Raw genomic sequence first — 23,291 nt, 5'->3', positions numbered from 1 at the left:
ATGCATAATTATTCGATAAATAAAAATGAGTCATTCGGTAACAACATAAAGCACCTGGCCTTATTATTTAAAATGTTCGTAATAACACTTTTATCATCTACCCATGAGGCGGTAGCAGAATTATGATCTGATCGAGCCAATGTTAGACCTTTTTCTTTTAATATTTCAACATCAAATGAGGAGGCTATTGTTACTATATTATGTGTACCATCATTTTTATCGTCTAACCTTGCTTCTTTTAACTTCATAATTGAATCTCCATGTTTTAAAGCTTGTTTATAAAGAAAATCTTACTTTCATCATATTTCAGAATGAAAATGGTGACAACTACCGTTAAATAAGCTTTAGAAAACTAAAACGTATTTATTCTAAATACAAAGCTAATTACTGTAGTATACAATAACATTGCCTACAACATTGATTTTCAATAATTTTTCAAGATAAACTTATCATTTAATAGTGCCTGTCATTATTTCAACATGTAAAAATATGAGAGACTATTAAGGTGTTTAAAGTTGAGCTATTCACTCTAATAAAAGATTAGTTTTTGTGAACACTGAACGACTGCTACATTGGCTTTGACGACTGTAAGAATGGAGGCTGATCTATTTAATTTTAGTGCAATAAACCACTAATAAAACTCTTAATCCTAATGTCTGCTTAGTCGGATCACTTGTCGTTAGATAAGCCAAGGCTAACGTCCGGTTTCGTATCAAAGTTGTCATTAGACAGGCTGATTTTGAGCATCAAATTAAGACCGCTTTGTGGTAAAAGTGACCCTTAAGACTCAATCTCATTTGGTGAGTGCTAGTCTCAAACATTATGCGCAGTCACACATAATTACCTACTGAAATAGTTCCCTAATGCCAGCATAGTTTATATAGCCTAATGAATATGAGGAAACATCATGGCATTAAAGCTCATTGCCCATGGGTAAACCAATACCGTCACTAACATTGCTATGCTTATTACCTTTAGTGTAAAAACTTTATTATTTGATATTGATCTTTCGATGAAAGCTGTCAAAGTGAATGTGCTTGTTTATTCTCACTTTTAATGATTCATTGAGAGATAGATAACTAGCAGAGGTATGGTCAGGTTACCCTCTTACAAAAAAACCTGACTTACAATTCGGCTCAAACTAATTATGTGACTTAAAGAGTCAATATAATTAGTTTACATAACAATATTAATAAAGGAGTAGCGCTTCAATGTGTTCGATCTTTGGTATATTAGATATAAAAACAGGTGCAGCAGCACTTCGTCCTCAAGCGTTAGAATATTCTCGTCTTTTACGTCACCGTGGTCCTGATTGGTCAGGAATTTACAGCAACGACCATGCTATCTTAGTACATGAGCGTTTATCTATTGTTGATACTGAGCATGGCGCTCAACCGTTATATAACAAGGATAAAAGCAATGTTTTGGCGGTAAATGGTGAAATATATAACCATAAAGCCTTAGCCAATGAATTAAATGTAGATTACACCTTTCAAACGGCGTCTGATTGTGAAGTCATCTTGCCACTTTATGAAGAGTTTGGTGTTGATTTTATTGATAAACTACAAGGTATGTTCGCCTTTATTTTATATAACGAAAAAGACAATTCTTACCTAATCGCCCGTGATCATATTGGTATTATTCCACTTTATACCGGTTATGATAGCGAAGGTAACTTTTATGTCGCTTCAGAAATGAAAGCGTTAATGCCTATTTGTAAAACAGTCTCTGAATTTCCTCCTGGCCATATCTTAGATAGCCGTGTGGGTAAATTACAACAATATTATAAACGTAACTGGCAAGAATATGGTGCAATAAAAGACAATACCACCAGCACCACTAAAATTCGTGAAGCCTTGGAAGAGTCTGTTAAGAGTCACTTAATGACAGATGTACCTTACGGGGTATTATTGTCTGGTGGTTTAGACTCTTCCTTAATCGCAGCCATTACCAAAAAATTTGCCGCCCGTAGAATCGAAGATAATGATTTAAGCGAGGCATGGTGGCCAAAAGTTCACTCCTTTGCTTGTGGTTTAGCGGACTCTCCTGATTTGATTGCCGCGCAAACCGTTGCTGATGATATTGGTACTACCCACCACAGCATTATTTTTACCGAGCAAGAAGGTATTGATGCCCTTAAAGAAGTTATTTATCACTTAGAAACTTACGATGTCACCACAATTCGTGCTTCTACGCCGATGTACTTAATGGCACGTAAGATTAAAGCCATGGGCATTAAAATGGTGCTTTCGGGTGAAGGCGCGGATGAACTATTTGGTGGTTACTTATATTTCCATAAAGCACCAAATGCACAAGCCTTTCATGAAGAGTTAATTCGTAAACTTGACCGCTTACATAAGTTTGATTGTCTACGTGCTAACAAGTCTATGTCGGCTTGGGGTATTGAGGCACGTGTACCCTTCTTAGATAAACACTTTATGGATGTTGCTATGCGCATCAACCCTGAAGATAAGTTATGTGGTAACGGTAAAATGGAAAAAGCTATTTTACGTGAGTCTTTTGAAGGTTATTTACCGAAAGAAATTTTATGGCGTCAAAAAGAGCAGTTTTCTGATGGTGTTGGTTATTCGTGGATTGACGGTTTAAAAGCCCATGTTGAAACACTGGTTACCGAGCAACAGCTTGAAAATGCTCACATTAGATTCCCGATAAATACCCCTGATAACAAAGAAGGTTATTACTACCGTACAATTTTTGAAGAAAAGTTCCCGTTAGTTACGGCTGCTGAATGTGTAATGGGTGGTAAATCTGTTGCTTGTAGTACCGAAGAAGCGCTAGCTTGGGATGAAAGCTTTCGAAATAATGCTGATCCATCCGGTCGTGCGGTATTAAGTGTACATAACGAAAGTTATTAATAACCGTTGGTAACGCGCTTGTTTAACGAGCAAGATCATAAAAAGCCGATATTAGCTAATATCGGCTTTTGTATTTTTTATCGAGCCTATTCAGCAGATGCTATTTAGCTACGGATGGCTCGGCTAAAGAAAAAACCTTTTTACCTGCTACCCAGGTTTGTAACACCTGACTTTGCCATATTTGGCTTGCTGGCATAGTAAATATATCATCGCTAAGCAGAATGAAATCGGCTTTTTTACCGGCCTCTAAGCTGCCTATTAGCTTTTCTTGATGAGCTGCATAAGCGGCATCTAGAGTAAAACTTCTAAACGCTTCAACTGGTGTCATCTTTTGATCACCATACCAACCGCCTTGGGGTGAGTTGTTGTGATCTTGCCTAGTAATGGCCGCATGTAAACCATAAAATGGATTGGGCGACTCTACCGGGAAATCTGAGCCAGCAGCAATAACAGCATTACTATCAAGCAACTTTCGCCATGCATAGGCACCTAAAATCCGTTGTTCGCCAAGACGAGTAACTGCCATGTTTTTATCACTAGTGGCATGTGTCGCTTGCATTGAGGCAATAACATTGAGTGAGGAAAAGCGAGGGATATCAACTAAGCGCAGTACTTGTGCGTGCTCTATTCTATGCCGTAATGACTTAGTGTTACTTTTAGCAATGGCTTGCTGATACAGATCCAATATCAATTTATTGGCATTATCACCAATAGCATGGGTGTTCACTTGAAAACCAGCATTCATAGCAAAATCAATATAGTGTTGTAAGGTTTCTTTATCATGTAATAACAAGCCCTTATAACCCGCGTGATCGCTATAATCGTTAATTAATGAGGCTCCCCTACTGCCTAAAGCACCATCTGCTTGAATTTTTACACTGTTAAAAATAAACATGTCATCGTGAGTTTTAAAAGGGCCCTGTGCTAATTGTTGCTGCCAGTTTTCGCTGGGTAAATACAACATGCCATTAATACGAATGGTCATATTATTTTCACTGGCTAGCTCTTTATATAAGTTAATATTATTTTGATCTATGCCGGCGTCATGAACACTGGTTAATCCCAAACTTGCCAATGAATGCATTGCTTTGGTTAAAGCTAACTTATCTTCACTACGTGATGGTGGGGCAATGCTCACGGTGATTAACTCCATAGCATTATCAATAAACACCCCAGTAGGCTGGCCATGTTCATCTCTTATTATCTCCCCGCCAGCGGGGGCTTTGCTCGCTGCAGTGATCCCCGCTAAGGCCATAGCTTTAGAGTTTGCCCAACCAGCATGACCATCAACTCGTTTGAGCCATACAGGTTTGTCAGGAAAAGCCTTATCTAAACTTTTAGCACTGGGGTAACTATTATTAAGCCATTGCACCTGATTCCAGCCTCGACCAAGCACCCAGTGCTGGGAAGGATTATCTTTGGCATAAACTATTGTCCGGTTAACGGCATCGGCTTCTGATGCGCTATTAACCAAGTCAACCCGCAGTAAACTGTGCCCATAACCAAGAACGTGGCCATGTGCGTCAATTAATCCTGGCAGCATCGTTTGACCATGACCATCAATAACCTCCACATCATTCGCTATATCAATAGTTTCACCTGGTTGATATGTTTTATTGATGGTGTCGTTAGTGAACGATATAGCAGAAAATTTTATTAAGGTCTCACCACTGAGAGTGTAACCATTGACATTTTTTATTATCGTTGTCTGCGCCATAAGGGGCGTAGCGATTAACAGTGATGTAATGGCACTAATGACACTAATAATTTGAAGTTTCTTCATGATATTTATATGGTTATTTTGTTAAGTTGAGCCCTAATAAGTACACTTTAACATGCCTCAATAACAGACAAAAAATAAATATCAAAACTAAACACAAAAAAAATGATGATTTTGTAACATTTAGCGGCTTAACATTACCTAGTAACTTAGGGTAAAATAGCGCCATCAATGACTATTCACTCGGGCAATTAAAGGCGATTACGTGACAGAAAAACATCTTATTTGGGATTTACCCTTGCGCATTTTTCATTGGAGCTTTGCCATAACCATCCTAGCGTCTTGGTATACCTCGGAGCAAGAAGGGGAAATGATTGAACTACATATGCAATTGGGTTTCGTTGCCTTAGCTTTAATCGCATTTCGCATTCTCTGGGGCATTATCGGGCCAAAACATGCACGCTTTGCTCAGTTTATCCCCTCGCCCAAGACGCTTATTCACTATTTACACCCGGCAAAGGAGAGTAAAAATACCCCTGGTCATAATCCCTTAGGTGCCTTGATGGTGGTATTGATGATTGTATTAATCACTTTACAAGCCGTTAGCGGCTTATTTATCAATGATGATATTTTTTCCTCCGGGCCATACTACGGCAGTATTGGTAATGATTTAGAGAAAATAATGTTTTTTTTACATCACAACACCTTTGACTTTATGATTGCCGCCATTGCTTTGCACCTTGGGGCCATTACTTACTATTGGTGCATAAAAAAACAAAATTTAGTATTGCCTATGATCACCGGAAAAAAATCCGCTAAGCAAGTAAACGCTATTGATGCTATTCCACATTCGAAGCTTATTCTCGGTGGCATTGTTGCCATTTTTTGTCTTGGTTTTGTTTATTGGCTTGTTATCATCAATGCACCGGTACTAGAAGAATTTTACTATTAAATGCTTGTTACAAGCTATCGCTATACAGCAGTGTTGATATGAAAAGGTTAGCCACTTGGCTAACCTTTTTGTGTTTTTATACCCTTGGCTTAACTCAATTTTATAATAGCAATAGAGCGCCAACCATTAACAAGCACTAGAAATAATGGCGATATTCCACTTTGAATTCTTGAAAACTATTACGGGCATGGTCCTTACCTTCGACACGGTGAAAGTCAGCGGAAATCCTCAAGCTATCCTTATTACTAAGTTGCATACTGTGTTGCAAACTGAACCGACTACGTTGGCTTTGATCAAATAAAAATTGATAATGCTCGGCGTCAATCATTACCGTGCTTTTTGGCCAATAATGTAACAAGCCAACATGTACTCCCGGTGCAACGGCGGCAAAACTATCCAGCTTACGATTAAACTCTAATCGTCCGGTGACAAAGCCAAAAACATGGGTATTGTCAAGTACTTGGTAACTAACACCGCCGCCTCCTGAGCCTTGAGTGACTAATACTTCCTTATCAACTGTCCATTGTTGCTCTACGCTTATATTAGCTTTCCATGACCAAGGTGAAAAATAATTATTCCTTGCTGATAAAGAGACGATATCAAGTAACTCCGCTTTTTCGAGTTTAACCTTACCCCCTTGATAGGCTCGGATCATGACATTAACCATATTTAATGACATACCTTGGTAATAACCGCCAATAGGGTCAAGTAAGTCATGATAACTGCCTCGGTATTTAAATTCGACAAAGCCTTGGTCTAGGTTTTGACCAAAGCTAACAGCCAGCATCGACGTTTTATGGCCAAGATCAGGGCGCACTGGTTGTTCAATGGTGATAGTTAGCTTGCTTGGATTTTCGCTTAAGCGCCTCAATAGTAAAAAGCTTCGACGCGTGGTGGCTTTAGCACGGCCATTAAATGTATTTTGATAACGTAAATACCGATAAGCACTATCAACAATGAGTTGTTGCTGCTTAATTGTTAAACTGATAAATTCGTCTTTATTTAATAGCTCAATATCTTTAGATAAAGCCAGTGCCAAGGCATTTTCATCATCACTTAACATAGCTAATTGCGCTTTTAGCTCAGTTAAAATTGACGGTCGGTAATGAGTATCCGCTATTAAATCAGCTTCTTGTACTACCCTTACCGTATCTAGTGGCATAGCGGTAACCGGAAAATTATTCGCTAGGTATAAACCGGGCCGAGCAACATCAAGTAATTCAAGCAAACGAAAGGAGCAGTTTTCATCAAAGAAATAATATTCAAAGCTAATGCCTTGTAACTCCCAAATATGGGCTAACATTGCATCAATTTCATCGGGCTTTAAATTTAATTTATATTCCCATAAATCACGATTTTCCAAGCGGTTATACTCTTTGATTTTTTCAAAGTAGGGGTTAGCGGCAAATTTACCTGGGTAACCACCGGTTAACCCTCTGGCCGCATATAAAAAACCGCCATCACCTGCAGGTACTGTCGCGCCGAAGTTCAAGGCATAAGAAAGGTAAGTAGAATTTTGCTCAACATTTTCAGGGTCAAAGCGAAAAAAAGTGTGACCATACATAGAGGAGGGACTATTTAATTGTGCTGAGGCAAAGACCAACACTACACTCGTGGTATTGAGTTTTTTTCGCCAGTCTAGATACTCCTGACAAACAAAGGGTTTAACTTCTTGGGCAAGCCCTTGAATATTTTCTAATAAAAACAGGGTTCTGGCCGGAAATTTACATTGAGTTTCGCTTTGATTTTTCAAAGCAGAAATCGTCGCTAATAATTCATTTATCGGATTTGTTGCGCCATCGTTCGCTAAAAAGAAACTAGCGTCATCAACATAGCTTTCAATATCACTACCCTCTGTTTGCGTATTGATATGTAATAATGCTTGCCACTGCTCTGTTTGCGCCAATTGAGTAATATTATTTGGCTGCTGTGCATTAGCTTTCACAGCCAATAAAAAAAATAAGGGTAATAATAGCGATGCTTTAAAGTTCATAGAGTTTTCTTGCTAAGAATGTGCTGGCGTTAAATGAAGACTGAAGATATAAATTCACTAATTAAAAAAGGCTACTTAAAGCAGCCTTTTGTCTTCGAAAAAAGTTAAATACTAAACAGTGTATTTAGCTAAAATTTCGTTATTTTTCATCAAGGTGAACATTGAGCTAACAACATGCTCAGTAGTTGCATTTTCTGAAGGGAATAATGTATTGAAGTTGTTATGTAGCGTCGACTTAAATAAAGCACGGTCAGCCTCTGATACACCTAAAGAAACAGCAACGGCGGTTAATGCTTCACCATCACCACGAGCAACGTCTTCACTGAACTCATCCATAATCATGCTAACATCAATCATTTCCTTACCACCGTAAGTCAATGTACCTTTAGTTGAACAGCCGTTAGTACCGAATGTCATACCAAAAGTATTGTTACCTGTTGAATTATTAGTTGTCGCAGCTAACACATGGCTAGGAGTACCAGATTGACCCGCGAAAAGCATGTTACCCCAACCACAAGATTGGCTACCCGGTGCATCTGCAAGTGCAGAAGTTGATACTAATAATGTTGCGGCTATTAATAACTTTTTCATGATAAATCCCTGTATTTTTTGTTAAATGTTACTTATTGTTAAAATTAAGCCAAACAAGTTTAATACATAAATTTTATTAATTCTAGCGTTTAAGTCATTAATTACTGGAGAAATTCAGCCTAGTGCGAGTAAAGCCTTATTAGACTTTTAACCGTTAAATAGTTACTTACTGATTTATTAAGTGCCACAAAAAAGCCCTTGCAACTGGCAAGGGCTTTTAAAAAATGAGCTGGGCAGAGAACTCTATCAATTAATCTTTCTTAAAGTCATTATGACAACCGCCGCAAGTTTTACCAACACCGCCAATCGCTTTTTTAATGGCACTTTCATCGTTAGATTTTGCCGCGGCAATTAACGTAGTGGAAGCTAAGGTTAATTTTTCGATATCTTTATTGAAGTGATCATTTTCTTGCCAAACTTTGGCTAATGCCTCTGTTTTAACGTTAAACTTCGAGGTATCAGTACGGGTATAATCGGCAATCATCAAGGATAGTTGCTGTATGCGAGTGGCGTTTTTTTCAACAACAACGGCATCAAGGGGGATTTTACCCTTCGCCATAGCGCCTAACGTACCCATATTACTACCCAGTAATTTGAACACTGATTGACGTAACTCAGTTGCTTTGATTGCATGTTTTTCAGAGCTGGCTGGTTGCGCCACAACGGCAGTAGCAGCTACTAAACTCGTTGCCACGGTAATAGCTAATAAACTTTTTTTCAGGACATTTATCGACATCATATCTCTCTTAATAATGATTATTTAACATGGCTATGTAGTTAGCTCAGGACGTCGTTGTAAACGTCATCTTCGAAGTCTCTGATCGAAGATCCATTGCTTTTAGAAGCTGGATCCCCGATTAAGACACCACGGGGATGACGATCCTGAACCATGTACATAGGCATGTTATTTAAAGACTTTACTCGGCTAGTGTAGCTTAATCTCACTTGACAGCAAGCGGCATTTTGTAACAAAAACAAAAAGTTAAATACTACAAAGTGCCACTTTATTTTTTATCACTTACAAACCATTAATTATATCTTTAACTAACGGCGGTCCTTGATAAATAAAGCCAGTGTACACTTGCACTAAACTTGCGCCAGCGGCTAATTTTTCATTGGCATCGTCACTCGATGCTATGCCGCCAACACCAATAATGGGTAATTTATTATCAAGCGCTTCACTTAATATCTTGATCACCTGAGTACTTTTATCTTTCACCGGTTGACCGCTTAAGCCACCTTGTTCGCCGCCAAATTCAAGACCTTCAACACCTTCACGAGATAAGGTAGTATTAGTAGCAATCACGCCATCAATACCGTTATCAATTAATGATTTAGCGATAGATTTGACTTCATCTTCAGATAAGTCTGGCGCGATTTTAACCGTAAGCGGGATATATTTACCGTATTTATCAGCAAGTATTTTCTGCTCAGCCTTCAAAACTATCAATAAATCATTCAATGCATCACCGTATTGTAGCGAGCGCAAACCTGGGGTATTAGGCGATGATATATTCACGGTAATATAAGTCGCTAAGTCATAAACCTTACGCATGCAGTAAAGGTAGTCATCTTTCGCATTTTCTTCTGGGGTATCTTTATTTTTACCAATATTGATGCCTAAAACACCTTTAAAATTAGCCGCTTGTACTTGTGATACTAGGTAATCAACACCTTTATTGTTAAAGCCCATACGATTAATAATCGCGTTGGCTTGAGGTAATCTAAAGATACGTGGTTTATCATTACCCGGCTGTGGACGAGGTGTTACTGTGCCTACTTCAATAAAACCAAAGCCCATAGCAGCGAAAGCATTAATACACTCACCATTTTTATCAAGACCGGCCGCTAAACCAAGGGGATTAGGAAATTTTATCCCCATAACGGTTACCGGTTTATCTGCTACTTGTTGCTTATAAAAAATATTTAAAGGTGATTTTCCCGTGCTTTTTAAGCCTTTTATAGTCAACTCATGGATGGTTTCAGCGTCAAACTGAAAAAGTACTTTACGAATGGCTGGATAAAACATAGTGCCTCGGCTTGTAAATTATTAAAATAAAAAATCCCCGCTGGGCGAGGATTTTATCAGTTAAAGCGAGCATTACAATATGCTAGCTCTGTTTGAGCAAAATAAACTTAGTGCACGGTTATTTTAGATTTTCTTTCGCTGAAACCGGTTGGCAATTAAGGCTCAATAACATTAATTCACGCAATGCTACTGAGAATTTAGCAAAATCGTGCGACTGGCCTACTTTAAAATCAGCTAAAATATGTTTCCAGCGTCCCAAAGGTTGCTCATTAACGTCAATCCACTCAGTAAGCAACTGATCTAAATCAGTAAACTGGGCATCACATTGGCAACGTAATACCACTGAAGTTAGTGAACGTTGCTGCCAATCTAATTCTTCTCTAAAGGAAGAACGAGCAAGTGCTTGCCAGTGATTTGCCACGGGTTGGCGAGTAATTTGATCTAAGAACCAATGTAACTCTAAACGTGCACCTAGTGCGAAGTATAAAATTGCGGCATGCTCAACCGTACAGTTATTTTCCTGAGCAATTTCTGCAATATCCATGGTCGAGAATAGAGTGCTTAACTGAGAAATACGAGTAGCAACCACTTTAGGTACACCCGCATCAACTAGATCACTAGCAACCCTTGCTATGGATTCAACTTCATCACTGATCATAAAACTAAAAAGTTTTTCTGACATAATGGTAAATGTAGGTTGATACAAGGCAATGGATTCAGCAATTGACAGCGACTTGTTACGATGACGCAAGAACCAACGAGTTACTCGACGTACCGTTCTGCGGTATTGAAACAACATTTCAGTTTGAATAGCCGTAGATATTTGATTATTTAAAACTTCAATTTTCTGCCAAAAGTCATCTAACTCAAAGACTGCACTGGCGATGGTATAACAATTAGCAATCTCGGCAATACTAGCACCGGTTTCTTCTTGCATACGATTGACAAAGTTAAAGCCCATATCATTACCAATTTTGTTGGCAAGTTTGGTTGCTATAATTTGTGCACGCAATGGATGCTGTTGCATTTCATCTTGATAGAGTTCACGTAACTGCTTAGGGAAAGCTTCAATCAATAAACTGTTGTGGTAAGGGTTCTCAGTAATTTCCACATGCACTAAATCATCTTTAAGAACCATTTTACTGTAGGCAAGCAAGACTGAAAGTTCAGGACGGGTTAAACCTTTACCTTGTGCTAATCTATCAGCAATTTCTTCGTCATCAGGAATAAACTCTAGCGCGCGATTTAGTTTGCCCGCTCTTTCCAGCTCATGAATAAAGCGAACTTGCTCTTTTAGTTGGCTAGCACCACGCATTGCCGTGATAGACAATGAGTGAGTTTGGCGATAACAATCCTCAATAACAATATTACCTACTTCTTCAGTCATATCATGAAGTAGCTTATTACGTTGCTTAATGGTTAAATCACCATTTTGAACTAAGGTATTGAGTAATATCTTAATGTTTACTTCATTATCCGAGCAATCAACACCACCGGCATTATCAACCGCATCGGTATTAATACGGCCACCATTGGCAGCATATTCAATACGGCCTAATTGGGTGAAACCTAAATTACCGCCCTCACCGACCACCTTGGCCTGAAGATCGACACCGTTAATACGTAAGGTATCGTTAGCTCGGTCACCTACTTCTAAATGTGTTTCTTTAGTCGCTTTAACATAGGTTCCTATACCACCATTCCAAAGTAGGTCTACCTTCATAGATAAAAGGGCTTGCATCAAGTCAGTGGGTGCCATGCTTTGTTTTTGCGTGCCGATCATTTTCTTAATTTCAGGCGTTAGCTTGATTGATTTCACATGGCGACTGAAAATACCACCACCTTGGGAAATAAGTTCTTTATTGTAATCGTCCCAAGTACAACCAGGTAAATTAAATAAACGTTCACGCTCAACAAAGGAACTCGCGGCTTCAGGATTTGGGTCAATAAAGATATGCATGTGGTTAAACGCAGCTTGTAAGCGAATATGTTTTGACAATAACATACCATTACCAAACACATCACCCGCCATATCACCAATGGCAATACAGGTAAAATCTGTAGTTTGACAATCAATATCCATTTCTCTGAAATGACGTTTAACTGACTCCCAAGCACCTTTAGCGGTAATACCCATGGCTTTATGATCGTAGCCAACACTACCACCTGAAGCAAAAGCATCACCTAACCAGAAATTGTATTCCTCAGCGATGGCGTTGGCAATATCTGAGAAAGTCGCCGTACCTTTATCAGCTGCTACCACGAGGTATGCGTCATCACCATCTAAACGTACCACATCTTTTGGCGGTACAACTTCACCGGCAACAATATTATCAGTAATATCTAGCAAGGCGCGAATAAAAGTACGGTAACATTCTTTACCCGCTTCAAAAATTTCTTCACGTGTGCCATCAGGTAACTGTTTACAAACAAAGCCACCTTTAGCACCTACCGGGACAATAATGGTATTTTTAACTTGCTGCGCTTTAACTAAACCAAGCACTTCGGTGCGGAAATCTTCACTTCTATCCGACCAACGTAAGCCACCACGAGCAACTTTACCACCACGTAAATGTACACCTTCAATTTGTGGTGAATAGACAAAAATTTCAAATTTTGGTACTGGCTGAGGCATTTCACTGATTTTACCGGGAAGGATTTTAAATGAAATGTAGGATTTATCACCTTTAATCGGGTCTGCTTGGAAGTAGTTAGTACGAATAGTCGCCGTAATCATTTCGACAAAACGGCGAATAATACGGTCATCGTCTAAGTTGGCAACGTTATCGAGTGAACTCTCAATTTCGGCTAATAGCTTATTGTTTGCTTTTTCTTTCGCGCTCTCAGTTGCCTTGCTTTTAGGATCGAAACGTAAGCTGAATAAATCAATCAGTAATTGCGCAATTTCAGGGTAGCGAGAAAAGGTATTTTCAATATAACTCTGGCTAAAACGACCACCAATTTGCCGTTCATATTTAGCAAAGGCCCGTAAAATAGAAACGGCACGACCTTCAATACCCGCACCTAAAATAAGGCGGTTAAAGCCATCATCTTCTAAATCACCATGCCAGACTTTGACAAAAGCATCTTGGAAAAGGGTCCTAACTTTATAGACATCAAACTTACCTTCACCGGTTAGGTACATGGAAAAATCTAATATCCAGTAGGTTTCGCCATCAGAGGCTTTGATTGCATAAGGTCTTTCACCAATAACACGAAGACCAAAATTTTCCAGCATTGGCAACACATCACTTAAGTGAATAGGCTCGCCTTTATGGAATAATTTTAATTTAACAAAACGGCTACCCGTCTTCTCTTCCAGTGGTTGATAAAAAAGCATTTCTAAATCTTTTTCGTTAGTAATATTTTCTAGCTTTTCAATATCTACAATGGCAGAGCCGGGTAATACTTCATCTTTATAAGCTTGTGGAAATTTAATATATTTACGGCCAAGTGCTTTCGCCGCTGATTCACCGCGGTTAGCACCTAAAGCACTCATTAATTTGTCGTCCCAATTACGAGCGGCTTCGTTTAAATTCTTTTCAATTTCTTTCACGTCTATATCTGCTTTAGTGGAGTTGACTCGAACAATATAATGGGTTCTAGCATGAACTGATTCTGAGAAGAAAGTGGTAAATTCAACATCTTCATCACTATTAAATACTTCTTTAAGTAAGTTTTGTGTTTCGATACGTAATTTGGTGTTGTAACGCTCTCTTGGTACATAAACCATACAGGAATAGAAACGGTCAAAGGCATCACGACGCACAAACAAACCAGTGTAATCACGTTCCTGCATCTGCAAAATACCGGTTACATTGTGTAGTAGCTCGGCTACCGACGACTGTAATATTTCATCCCTTGGATAAGTTTCTAAAATATTAATGAGCGTTTTGTAATTATGAGTACCCTTGGCAAAAGGTGACGATTTACAAACGTCCATGACTTTAGAGCTAATAAGCGGTAGGTCTAGCGCACTGTTGGTGTAATACGCAGAGCCAAAAAGCCCAATAAAACGTTCTTCACCAATAACAACGCCCTTATCGTCAAACCGTTTAATACCGATGTAATCAAGTTGCGCCGGACGATGCACACGTGAGTTTGAATTGGTTTTAGTTAAAATTAGGTGGTTTGGTCCAAGTGCTACTTCTCGGCCTGTGGCACTTAAACTCGACACTAAACGTGACTTATTTCCTGGCGAGTTTTTCATTAAACCAAGGCTTGATTCAACATTGGCCTCTAAGGAAATATCGCCCTTGACCGCTTTTACATCATATGATCGATAGCCCATTAAGGTGAAATTATTCGCCGCGAGCCAGTTTAGAAAACTTAAGGTGTCTTCTTTATCCGCTTTAGTGCCCGGTAACTTGGCTTTGCTAACATCATCAATGACCTTTTTTAAACAAGATAACATTGGCTGCCAATCACTGACAGTTAAGCGGATATCTTCAACGACAGAAAGCAGGGTATTTTTAATACTACTTAACTCTTCATCGGTCGTTTGACGATCAATTTCAATTAAAAATATAGTTTCTTCCGAGCTTGCTACTAATTGGTTATCGATAATAGGAGCTAATTCAATCACTTCTAAATTTTTATCGCGAATTATTTTTAATGGTGCATTTAGCATCAGGTGTGGAGATAAGCCTAAACGGTTTAATGCTATACGAATAGAGTCCACTAAAAACGGCATATCCTGAATAATAACTTCTATAATCGTATGGCTAGATTTCCAGCCATTTTTGCTTACCGAAGGATTAAACACATGGATAACAGGTGCATTATCTTTATGCTCATTAAGTGAACTCCACAAGCTAAGCGCCGCACCATACATATCACTTTCATTACGGTGATCAAGATCTAATGATGACATATTGCCATAAAGTAAATGGGCAAATTTCTCAACTAAGGGAGCAGTATTTTCATCTACTTTTTGCTGAATAAGTTTTGCTACATTGCTAAGAATAACCGAGGGTGAACCGTTTACTAACGCCATGAATGTTTCCTTTTCCTTTTAAAAAGAAAGCTTGAAATAATTGATTTTTTGTTTTGACACAGTCTCTTACTTTTAACTAAAGATGTTAGAAGCATAAACCTTAATCTTTTTTATTTATATTTTGTCTATCAGAATAGACTATGCAGTGGATTTTATGAATAAACTTAGGCTATTGCGAGTGTTATTTTGTATTTTATTGGCTTAATTTTAAAGAGGTGGATGAGTAAAGGAGTCCTTTAGTTTACCGTTAGCTATGTTTATGCAGTTATGATAAATAGATACTGACTAAATGGCTTTTTTATTGTTTATTTATGCAATATCTTTAAGTGAAAGTTGTTTAAATTTAGCAAAAAAAAAGCACTTAATTATACCCGTTGGTATTTAATTAAGTGCTTAGGGTTAGCTGAACTGAGTATTAAAATAAAAATGCCCTTATTTTAGCCTTCAGTCAGCTACTATCATTGCGCTAAATCACCTGGGGTAATTTAGGGTTGCGCAAAAGCCTAGTTTTTATCAATATTTTTATTTGCCCATAAGAAGGCTGACAGTGCCGGTAAAATAATAATAGCGGCTAACATATTAACCAAGAACATAAAGGTTAATAATATGCCCATATCAACTTGAAATTTCAAATCAGAGAAAAACCAGGTTGAAACACCTATCGCTAACGTTAAACCCGTGATAAGTACCGCACTGCCTCGTTCTTTTAAAGCCGCAAGGTAAGCATCATGGACATTGAAGCCTTCGTTAAGCTTAGTGCTCATGGTGGAGAGTATATAAATACCATAATCAACACCAATACCAACCCCCAAGGCAATAACCGGCAGAGTGGATACCGTTAAACCGATATCAAGTACTGTCATTAACCACTGAGCTAAGGTAGAGACCACAAATAAAGGCAATACCACCACTAATGTTGCTCTAATACTTCTAAAGCTCAGTAAACATAACGAAATCACCGCACCATAAACATAAAGCATCATAGGCAATTGTGCTTCGGCAACGGCTTCATTGGTTGCTGCCATCACGCCAACGGGGCCAGAAGCCAACTTAAATTGTACCTGTTCACTGCCCAATTCTTTTGCCGCTGCGTTCACCGCAGCAATAACAGTATTGATGGTCTGTGCTTTGTGATCTTCTAAGAACAAGATAACTGGCATAACACTACAATCATTATTTAACAAGCCACTAGACGAAGGGACACGGGCAATAGACTGTACTAGGGTGTGTTGATTACGAGGAATAACTCGCCATTTGGGATTACCCTCGTTATAGCCGGCATTCACCAATTTAGAGATAGACGATAAGCTAACCGCAGATTGTACACCGGCAACGTTTTCCATATGCCATTGGAATCTATCTATTGTCGCCATGATATCGTAGTCGGTACAGGCATTTTCAGTTGTTTCAATAATAACCGACATATAATCGACACTGATGGCATACCTGTCAGTGATTAAGAAAGTATCTTGATTATAACGTGAAGATTCGTGTAACGCAGGAGCTCCTGCATGTAACTCACCAATTTTCAAATCCTGCCCTTGATAAAAGCCTACCGCAAATAAAATGCTGGTAAGGACCAATATCACGGTGGCAGGACCTTTAGTGGCAAAGCTCGCCATGAAAGACCAAACTACATTTTCTTCAGTTGACTGCTCGGCTTTTGGCGGTGTTTTTATTTTGGTATAAGATAGTAATATCGGCAAGAGAATAAGATTGGTCAAAATGATCATCGCCACACCAATCGAAGCGGTGATAGCCAACTCTTTAATAATGCCAATATCAATGGATAGTAAGGTTAAAAAACCGACGGTATCTGAGAGTAAGGCAACCCCCCCTGGGATCAATAAGACTCGAAAACTTGCTTGCGCCGCGGATGCGGGTGTTAGCCCTATGGCGACCTTTTTAACGACAGAGTTTATCATCTGTACACCATGACTAACGCCAATAGCAAACACCAAGAAGGGGATCAATATCGACATAGGGTCGAGGCCAAAACCCAGCGTCGATAACATGCCCAGTTGCCAGACAACAGCTACTAATGAACACATGATAGGTAGAATAGTTAAACGAATTGAATGACAAAAAAGGTAGACCATCACCGCAGTAATGGCGATGGCAAGGGCAAAGAATAACACCACCCCTTTCGCGCCTTGGGCAACATCGCCGACCATTTTAGCAAAGCCAATAATGTGTATCGTTATATTGTCGTGCTCAAACTCTTGACGAATTTGCTGTTCCAGCTGTTCGGCGATTTCTAGAATATCTAATTTATCTCCGGTATCAGGGTTAATGTCTAATAAAGCCGCCTTAACCATGGCACAACTGTAGTCATCAGCAACAATACTGCCGACTATACCTGCTTTTTCAATATTGCCCTTTACGATAGCTAGGCCTTGGGCAGTTGCTTGAAAATCCGCAGGAATAACTGGTCCGCCAGCAAAACCATCTTCAACCACCTCAACAAAACGGGTATTAGGTGAAAATAGCGACTTTACTTGGATCCTATCAACACCAGGAATAAAGAATAATTTGTCATGAACGCCTTTTAACGCATTAAAGAAGTCAGCATTAAAAATATCACCACCACTATCACAGACAGAAATAAGGATATTATTTGCGCCACCAAAATTCGCCCTATGTTTTAAATAGGTTTTCATGTAGCTATGATTTAACGGTATATTTTTGGTAAACGAAGCGTCGAGCCTAATTTGTGTTGCTTGAAAAATAAAAAATGCGCTGGTGATTACGAAGAGCATTAGCACCAAGAGTTTATGACGAAATAGGCCTATTTCAAGACGACTAGCCAGAGAAATTTTCATAGTGATATCATTCCGAACTTTATTATATTTTAATGATTAAATTTGTTTATATGTGTGTGTTTGTTACTGTTTAGGTAAATCCAGAACCTTAATGCCAACATCTGATACCGCCACCAATTTCCCCTTGAACCAGACACCTGAAATTAAGGTTTTACCGTCTTGTTGCGGTCTTTGATGAAAACTTTCCCCATCATCGCTACTAATAAGTAACATGCCATTATTGCCAAGCACAAAAATACGTTCATCATCGGTAAAGACAATATCATTGAGTAATGCCGTGGTATTAGTAGCAATTTCTTGCCATTGCAGACCATTATTTAAACTACGAAAAACATGCCCTCGTAGACCAGCGACTAAAATATTACCCTGCTTAGTTCTGCCCATAGAAAAAAATGAGCCCTGATAAAAGCTATCAAATTGTTGCCAAGTCAGGCCAAAATCATTACTTTTAGCCAGTAAGCCTGCCTCCCCTAATAGGAATAAAGTCCGGCCATCCTGCACTAAGCCATTGAAATGCGGTAAAATGAAGGATATTTCATCGAGATATGCCTCTTCATCTTCGGCTTTAAGTTCCTTAAGGTAATCGACATCATCTGCTAATAAAAATTCCTGATGAAACTCACTCTGCCACGTCGTGCCACCATCATTACTGCGAAAAAATTGTCCATAGGCACCAACAGCTAACCCCTGCTGTGCATTCTTAAAATAAATATCTAGCAAGGGTTTTTCAAGGGCCGGCAAATATTGTTGAACTTGCCAGTTAAGGCCACCATCTTGACTATGTAGAATCGTGGCATCATGACCAACAGCCCAGCCTAACTGCTCATTTAAAAAATAGACACTGGTTAACGTTGCCTGTACCGGAACATTGGCTTGCTGCCAATTAATCCCATCCATAGACAGTAAGATATGTCCATGCTGGCCTACGGCAACCAGTTTGTTTGCGCCAATAGGCGCAATGTCTAATAATAGTGATTTACTTGCTAAAGCAGATTCAGTTGCTGGTGCTAAGCTAGCAAACGTTGCCGAGGTGTCATCAGCACATACGGGGAAAAGGGAACTAATAAAAATAACTGCAAAAGCAACTAGTAAACGCATAAAAAACTCTTTTTTTGATTTTTCTTAAAATAAAAACAATGCAAAACTTAACTAATACCATATCAAGCACTAAATATAGTACTAAAAAAAACGGCTAACATTTGTCAGCCGTTTCCTTGTTACTGATTATCTCCGACCTTCGCGTCTTAGCGCGGCGGGAGTAAAGTCTCGCTCTTTAAGCTTGGTCGAGAAATCATACATTTTCTCTTCGTTGTCTAAACCTAAAGCTATATAACGGCGTGATTGAATATCGTGAAAGACATCAAGAGTCGACCAAAGTGTTGGTACTTCATAATAATTGATGGTATGAGAAACACCTACACGATACAGCTCATCACGGTTGTCATAAATATCCGTTACCACCACTTGCCAGCTATCTTCATCGATATAAAAGACACGTTTCTTGTAGATATGACGAGTATTGTCTTTAAGGTTAGCTTCAACTACCCAGACACGATGTTTTTCATATCGCACTAGGTCTGGGTTGATATGGCCCGCCTGTAAAATATCATCATATTTAACTTTATCACTATGCAGTCGATAGTCATTATAAGGAATGTATAATTCTTGCTTACCTTTTAAGGTCCAGTTATAACGATTTGGTGCCCCGTTATACATGTCAAAATCATCTGTGGTTCTTAAACCATCTGACGCTGTACCTGGCGCATCATAAGCAACATTTGGTGCACGACGAACACGGCGTTGACCAGTATTATAAGTCCAAGCTTGTCGAGGTGTTTTCACTTGGTCCATGGTTTCATGTACTAATAGTGCCGTACCAGCTAAGCGAGCAGGCTCTGTTACTTTCTGCTTAAATTTAAACAAAATATTCGTTTTTTGCAGCTCCTCGGGAGAAGCACCTTTAACATTATATGGTAATAATAACGTTTCTTTTAAACCCACATACGTATAACTACCTGATGCAGTTGGCGAAGCTTGGCCCGCTTGACGAGTAACATTTTCACCACGGTAGCGTAAGGTATGGTTCCAAATTGCTTCTAGGCCATTAGCTGGCACAGGAAATGGAATGCCCACTGCCGCTTGTTTGATGCCATTACCATTTTCAACTAATTCTGAACGTGTGGCATTTTTTCTAACCGCTTGATATACATGTTCAGGGTAAGAGGCACTACGATGTGTTTGATAAATATTCATCTTATAAGTATCAGGATAAGTTTCAAATAATTTAATTTGACCTGGTGTTAACAATGTTTTGTATTTATCAAGATTACCGGCGGTAATGGTAAACTCTATTTTGTCATTAGGATATGGGTCAAGGTGATGATCACCAACGGTATATCCCGCCGGAGCTTTAGTAATGCCCCCCGTCCACTCAGGAATTGAACCGTCTTTATTCCCTGCACGTATTGCGCCCATTGGCGTTAATTCCGCTGATAACTTTGCCGCTTGCTCGCTAGGTATTTTTGCTAAAGCACCTGTGGATAAGACCATGGCGATGGTCAATGATAATATTGTGACTTTATTCATGTTATTTCTCATGATTTCTGCCTTAAATTAGATTGAATATTTGACGCTGAAAGATACATAATCGCGATCTTCCATCTTATTGGTAGTGCCGACACCACCGAAGAAACTGTTGTAGTTTAAATCGGCTGACCAACGACTTTGGTAATCAAAGGTTAAGCCCAAAGACAACGATTTTCTGCCTTCAATAAACATAAACAGTGGGTCGGGCGTGATACCTTTGACATCGTGAGCAAATACTACTCGTGGTGAAATATTGATACCAGCAATAACATTGGTGTAGTCCAGTTTGGCAACGGCACGATAACCCCAAGCAAACTCAGTTGGGAAAGGATTACTCTCAACACCGCCTTGTAAAACCATATTAAGACCAGACAGATTACCGTCACTATCCGTAATACCGCCACTACGCCCGGTACCGGGGCCATTTAAGCGCAATGTACTTTGATCAGGCATATCATTAATATTAATGCCGCCCACTTCAATTAGACCAACTAACTGACTGGCACCAATGGTAGGGCCAAACAAATGGGTTAGGGTCACTTGTGCTTGCACCGTATCGGATAAAATGTAGCCTTGCGCCGTTTCACCTGGACCATAGTTTGAGCCATCAACTCTCTTCATTTGCGAGACATTGTCTAAAGAGTCATATGCTGGATTGCCTGAATTATAAAGCTGCTGTGGCACAGCGGCAAATAGCAATTCTACATCATCAATTTGCAACGGCTCGTCTTGACGATAGGTCACTTCACCAGCAACCGCAGTAGTGCCTACGGTAGTATTAAAACTTAACGCATACATTTTAATGTCTTCTGGATAATCCAGTTCAACACGAGAGAAGGTGTTTAAATCGGTGTAGTTATCTTCCGTGATTATTGTGCTTGCTAGCATACCAATATCACCAGCAATTGTTTCCGGGCTAAAGTCTGCCGTGATGCCAGAGAAAATTGGGCGGCGACTATGATAATTAACATGATACAAACTAAATTCGGTGTCATTTAGCTCAGGGACAAACCAAGATAAGCGCAAACCATATTGGCCACCGCCATCGGGTTCATTTTCCGCTTTTGAGCCAGGTGCTCTTAACGTAATGTTGCCCGCATAAGCTGCATACATGGCCCCCGCTTGCTCGGGTGAAATCTGTTTTGCTCTAAGCGCAGCGCCAATTTCATTTAGACCTACCATGAGGTAATCTAAATTCATATCAGGATTACCGCCGAAACCTAACTGGACATTATTATATTGACCACCATCACCGGCAAAATCATTGGTAGAAAAATAACTACCTGGCGGTGGTAGTATGGTTTTTTCCCAAGTGTACTGATAAAAGGCTTCAATATTGAAGTTATCGGTAACCCCTAGCGAGCCCCATAAGGAACCAACCGGAATAAAGGCTTCTTTTAACTCAGCACCGGGTGCACGTAAACGAGCAATATCAACGGGATTTATCTCACTAATACCATGAGAAATAAGGGTACTTTCACCCCAGCTGATCACTTGATCACCTAAGCGTACTGAAAAAGGCATTTCACCTATTTCGAAGTCGCCGTATATATAAGCATCGAGTAAGCGAACATCTTTACAGACCTGCTTTTTAGCTTCGCTGTCACGACAGGGGTCAAATACATTACCAGTAAGCGAATTAGATGAAGCTCTATCCCCATCCATCATGGCATAATCATAAAAATACATACCACGAAGAAAAATACCGACATTTTGATAGTGAATGTCTAATTCATGCACACCTTTAAATATTTGAGAGAAACTTTCACCAGCATTGTAGTTCAAGTTGCCCGCGTCACCATTAGTGGAGTAACCGCCAGCACCTTGTGCCCAAATATCCTCTTTCGGTATCGCCGGAGAGAATATATTATAATTACTGAAATCAAGGCCATTATTGGCATTGTTAGACTTACCTACATTGTCATTCCAGTTTCTATTTTCGGTGCGCCAGCTTGAGCCAATGCTAAAGGTAGAATCAAAACTGATCTCTACATCACCCAACTCAAATCTTGCTGCTTCAGCATTATTAACCACTGAGGTTAACAATGATATCGAAAGCGCAGCAGCAACACCTACAGCTAAAGGTTTTTTGGCAAAGCCATGTTGAAGCTTGTGTTTCATCTATTCTCTCCCCTGTTTCGAACATCATGCTAAAGATAAAATATCAGTGAAATTTCATCTTTATAAATGTAATCAAAAGTTAGTTTTTGTTTTATTGTTTATCTAACGGTAACAATAATTACATCATTTGACTTAGGTAGCAAGCGTAAAGGTTAGAGTTAAAGCGCTATAATTTAAGGACTTGCATTGATAGCCCTTAGGGTTTTAATACCGCGTTTAAAACTAGCGTTTAAAAACAAAACAATACAAATCCCTGTTTGTTTTATAAGTTCATGAAATAACGATATTTTGTTTATCTTCATGGCTTATAAACAAACAAGGAATGGTCTGACCACTGTTTCAAGTGTTTACTCTATTAAAGGATGTTTAAGTGCGTTTATTTAACTTTAGTTAAGGCTAAAAACTTGTTTTGTTGCGTTTGTAGACAAAAGTCACCTTTGATACCAGTGGCACTAAGGTACTTTCGTAGGTGCATGGCAGGGAATTGGACTTTAATACCTTGGGTCGTAGTCACCACGACATTTTGCACAGTGCCTTGATAATAAGGCAGGAATTCACTTGTGGATAAATTGAGTGAGAAGTAATATTTCATATCTTTATACTAT

Annotated in this window: 14 protein-coding genes; 2 read left to right on the top strand and 12 right to left on the bottom strand. The window is 39.2% G+C overall.

What is annotated here, in order from left to right; translation table 11 throughout:
• Positions 1 to 8 precede the first annotated feature (8 nt).
• Positions 9 to 248 (bottom strand): hypothetical protein, encoded by a 240-nt coding sequence (locus CMT41_RS08335; RefSeq protein ID WP_058027000.1) that lies wholly within the window; start codon positions 246 to 248, stop codon positions 9 to 11.
• A 963-nt stretch (positions 249 to 1,211) separates the two neighbouring features.
• Between CMT41_RS08335 and asnB the strand changes: the two genes are divergently transcribed.
• Positions 1,212 to 2,876 carry an asparagine synthase B gene (gene asnB / locus CMT41_RS08330; protein ID WP_057180868.1) on the top strand — a complete coding sequence of 555 codons (1,665 nt, stop codon included), beginning with the start codon at positions 1,212 to 1,214 and terminating at the stop codon, positions 2,874 to 2,876.
• Positions 2,877 to 2,976: 100 nt separating this feature from the next.
• Here asnB and CMT41_RS08325 read toward each other — a convergent pair whose 3' ends face one another.
• Entirely contained in the window at positions 2,977 to 4,659 is a 1,683-nt protein-coding gene (locus CMT41_RS08325) for an amidohydrolase (RefSeq protein ID WP_058026999.1), read from the bottom strand.
• 202 nt (positions 4,660 to 4,861) lie between these two features.
• Between CMT41_RS08325 and CMT41_RS08320 the strand changes: the two genes are divergently transcribed.
• Positions 4,862 to 5,548 (top strand): cytochrome b/b6 domain-containing protein, encoded by a 687-nt coding sequence (locus CMT41_RS08320; protein ID WP_057180866.1) that lies wholly within the window; start codon positions 4,862 to 4,864, stop codon positions 5,546 to 5,548.
• 136 nt (positions 5,549 to 5,684) lie between these two features.
• Here CMT41_RS08320 and CMT41_RS08315 read toward each other — a convergent pair whose 3' ends face one another.
• The 10 genes from CMT41_RS08315 to CMT41_RS08270 all read right to left on the bottom strand — a co-directional run bounded on the left by CMT41_RS08315 (position 5,685) and on the right by CMT41_RS08270 (position 23,278).
• The gene (locus tag CMT41_RS08315; protein WP_058026998.1) at positions 5,685 to 7,541 is read right to left on the bottom strand and encodes an Lnb N-terminal periplasmic domain-containing protein; all 1,857 of its coding nucleotides are present in this window, start codon (positions 7,539 to 7,541) and stop codon (positions 5,685 to 5,687) included.
• Positions 7,542 to 7,652: 111 nt separating this feature from the next.
• Positions 7,653 to 8,132, bottom strand: coding sequence for a DUF3015 family protein (locus tag CMT41_RS08310; RefSeq protein ID WP_058026997.1), 480 nt, complete (start codon positions 8,130 to 8,132; stop codon positions 7,653 to 7,655).
• 250 nt (positions 8,133 to 8,382) lie between these two features.
• Positions 8,383 to 8,871, bottom strand: coding sequence for a c-type cytochrome (locus tag CMT41_RS08305; RefSeq protein WP_231733007.1), 489 nt, complete (start codon positions 8,869 to 8,871; stop codon positions 8,383 to 8,385).
• Positions 8,872 to 9,150: 279 nt separating this feature from the next.
• Entirely contained in the window at positions 9,151 to 10,161 is a 1,011-nt protein-coding gene (gene pyrD, locus CMT41_RS08300) for a quinone-dependent dihydroorotate dehydrogenase (protein ID WP_058026996.1), read from the bottom strand.
• Between the two features lie 118 nt (positions 10,162 to 10,279).
• Positions 10,280 to 15,157, bottom strand: coding sequence for an NAD-glutamate dehydrogenase (locus CMT41_RS08295; RefSeq protein WP_058026995.1), 4,878 nt, complete (start codon positions 15,155 to 15,157; stop codon positions 10,280 to 10,282).
• A 503-nt stretch (positions 15,158 to 15,660) separates the two neighbouring features.
• Complete coding sequence (locus CMT41_RS08290; RefSeq protein ID WP_058026994.1) at positions 15,661 to 17,979, bottom strand: efflux RND transporter permease subunit; 2,319 nt, start codon at positions 17,977 to 17,979, stop codon at positions 15,661 to 15,663.
• A gap of 63 nt (positions 17,980 to 18,042) precedes the next feature.
• The gene (locus CMT41_RS08285; protein ID WP_058026993.1) at positions 18,043 to 19,077 is read right to left on the bottom strand and encodes a WD40/YVTN/BNR-like repeat-containing protein; all 1,035 of its coding nucleotides are present in this window, start codon (positions 19,075 to 19,077) and stop codon (positions 18,043 to 18,045) included.
• A 126-nt stretch (positions 19,078 to 19,203) separates the two neighbouring features.
• A complete protein-coding gene (locus CMT41_RS08280; protein ID WP_058028179.1) occupies positions 19,204 to 20,565 on the bottom strand; it encodes a DUF1329 domain-containing protein in 1,362 nt (453 codons plus the stop codon).
• Positions 20,566 to 20,592: 27 nt separating this feature from the next.
• On the bottom strand, positions 20,593 to 22,686 hold the full coding sequence (locus CMT41_RS08275) for a DUF1302 domain-containing protein (protein WP_058026992.1): 2,094 nt from the start codon (positions 22,684 to 22,686) through the stop codon (positions 20,593 to 20,595).
• Positions 22,687 to 23,062: 376 nt separating this feature from the next.
• The gene (locus CMT41_RS08270; protein WP_057180858.1) at positions 23,063 to 23,278 is read right to left on the bottom strand and encodes a DUF2835 family protein; all 216 of its coding nucleotides are present in this window, start codon (positions 23,276 to 23,278) and stop codon (positions 23,063 to 23,065) included.
• Positions 23,279 to 23,291: the final 13 nt, after the last annotated feature.

This window comes from Colwellia sp. MT41, from assembly GCF_001444365.1.
Lineage (GTDB): Bacteria > Pseudomonadota > Gammaproteobacteria > Enterobacterales > Alteromonadaceae > Colwellia > Colwellia marinimaniae.
Note: the sequence above shows the minus strand (reverse complement) of the source record. Positions and strands in the feature narration are given on the sequence as shown.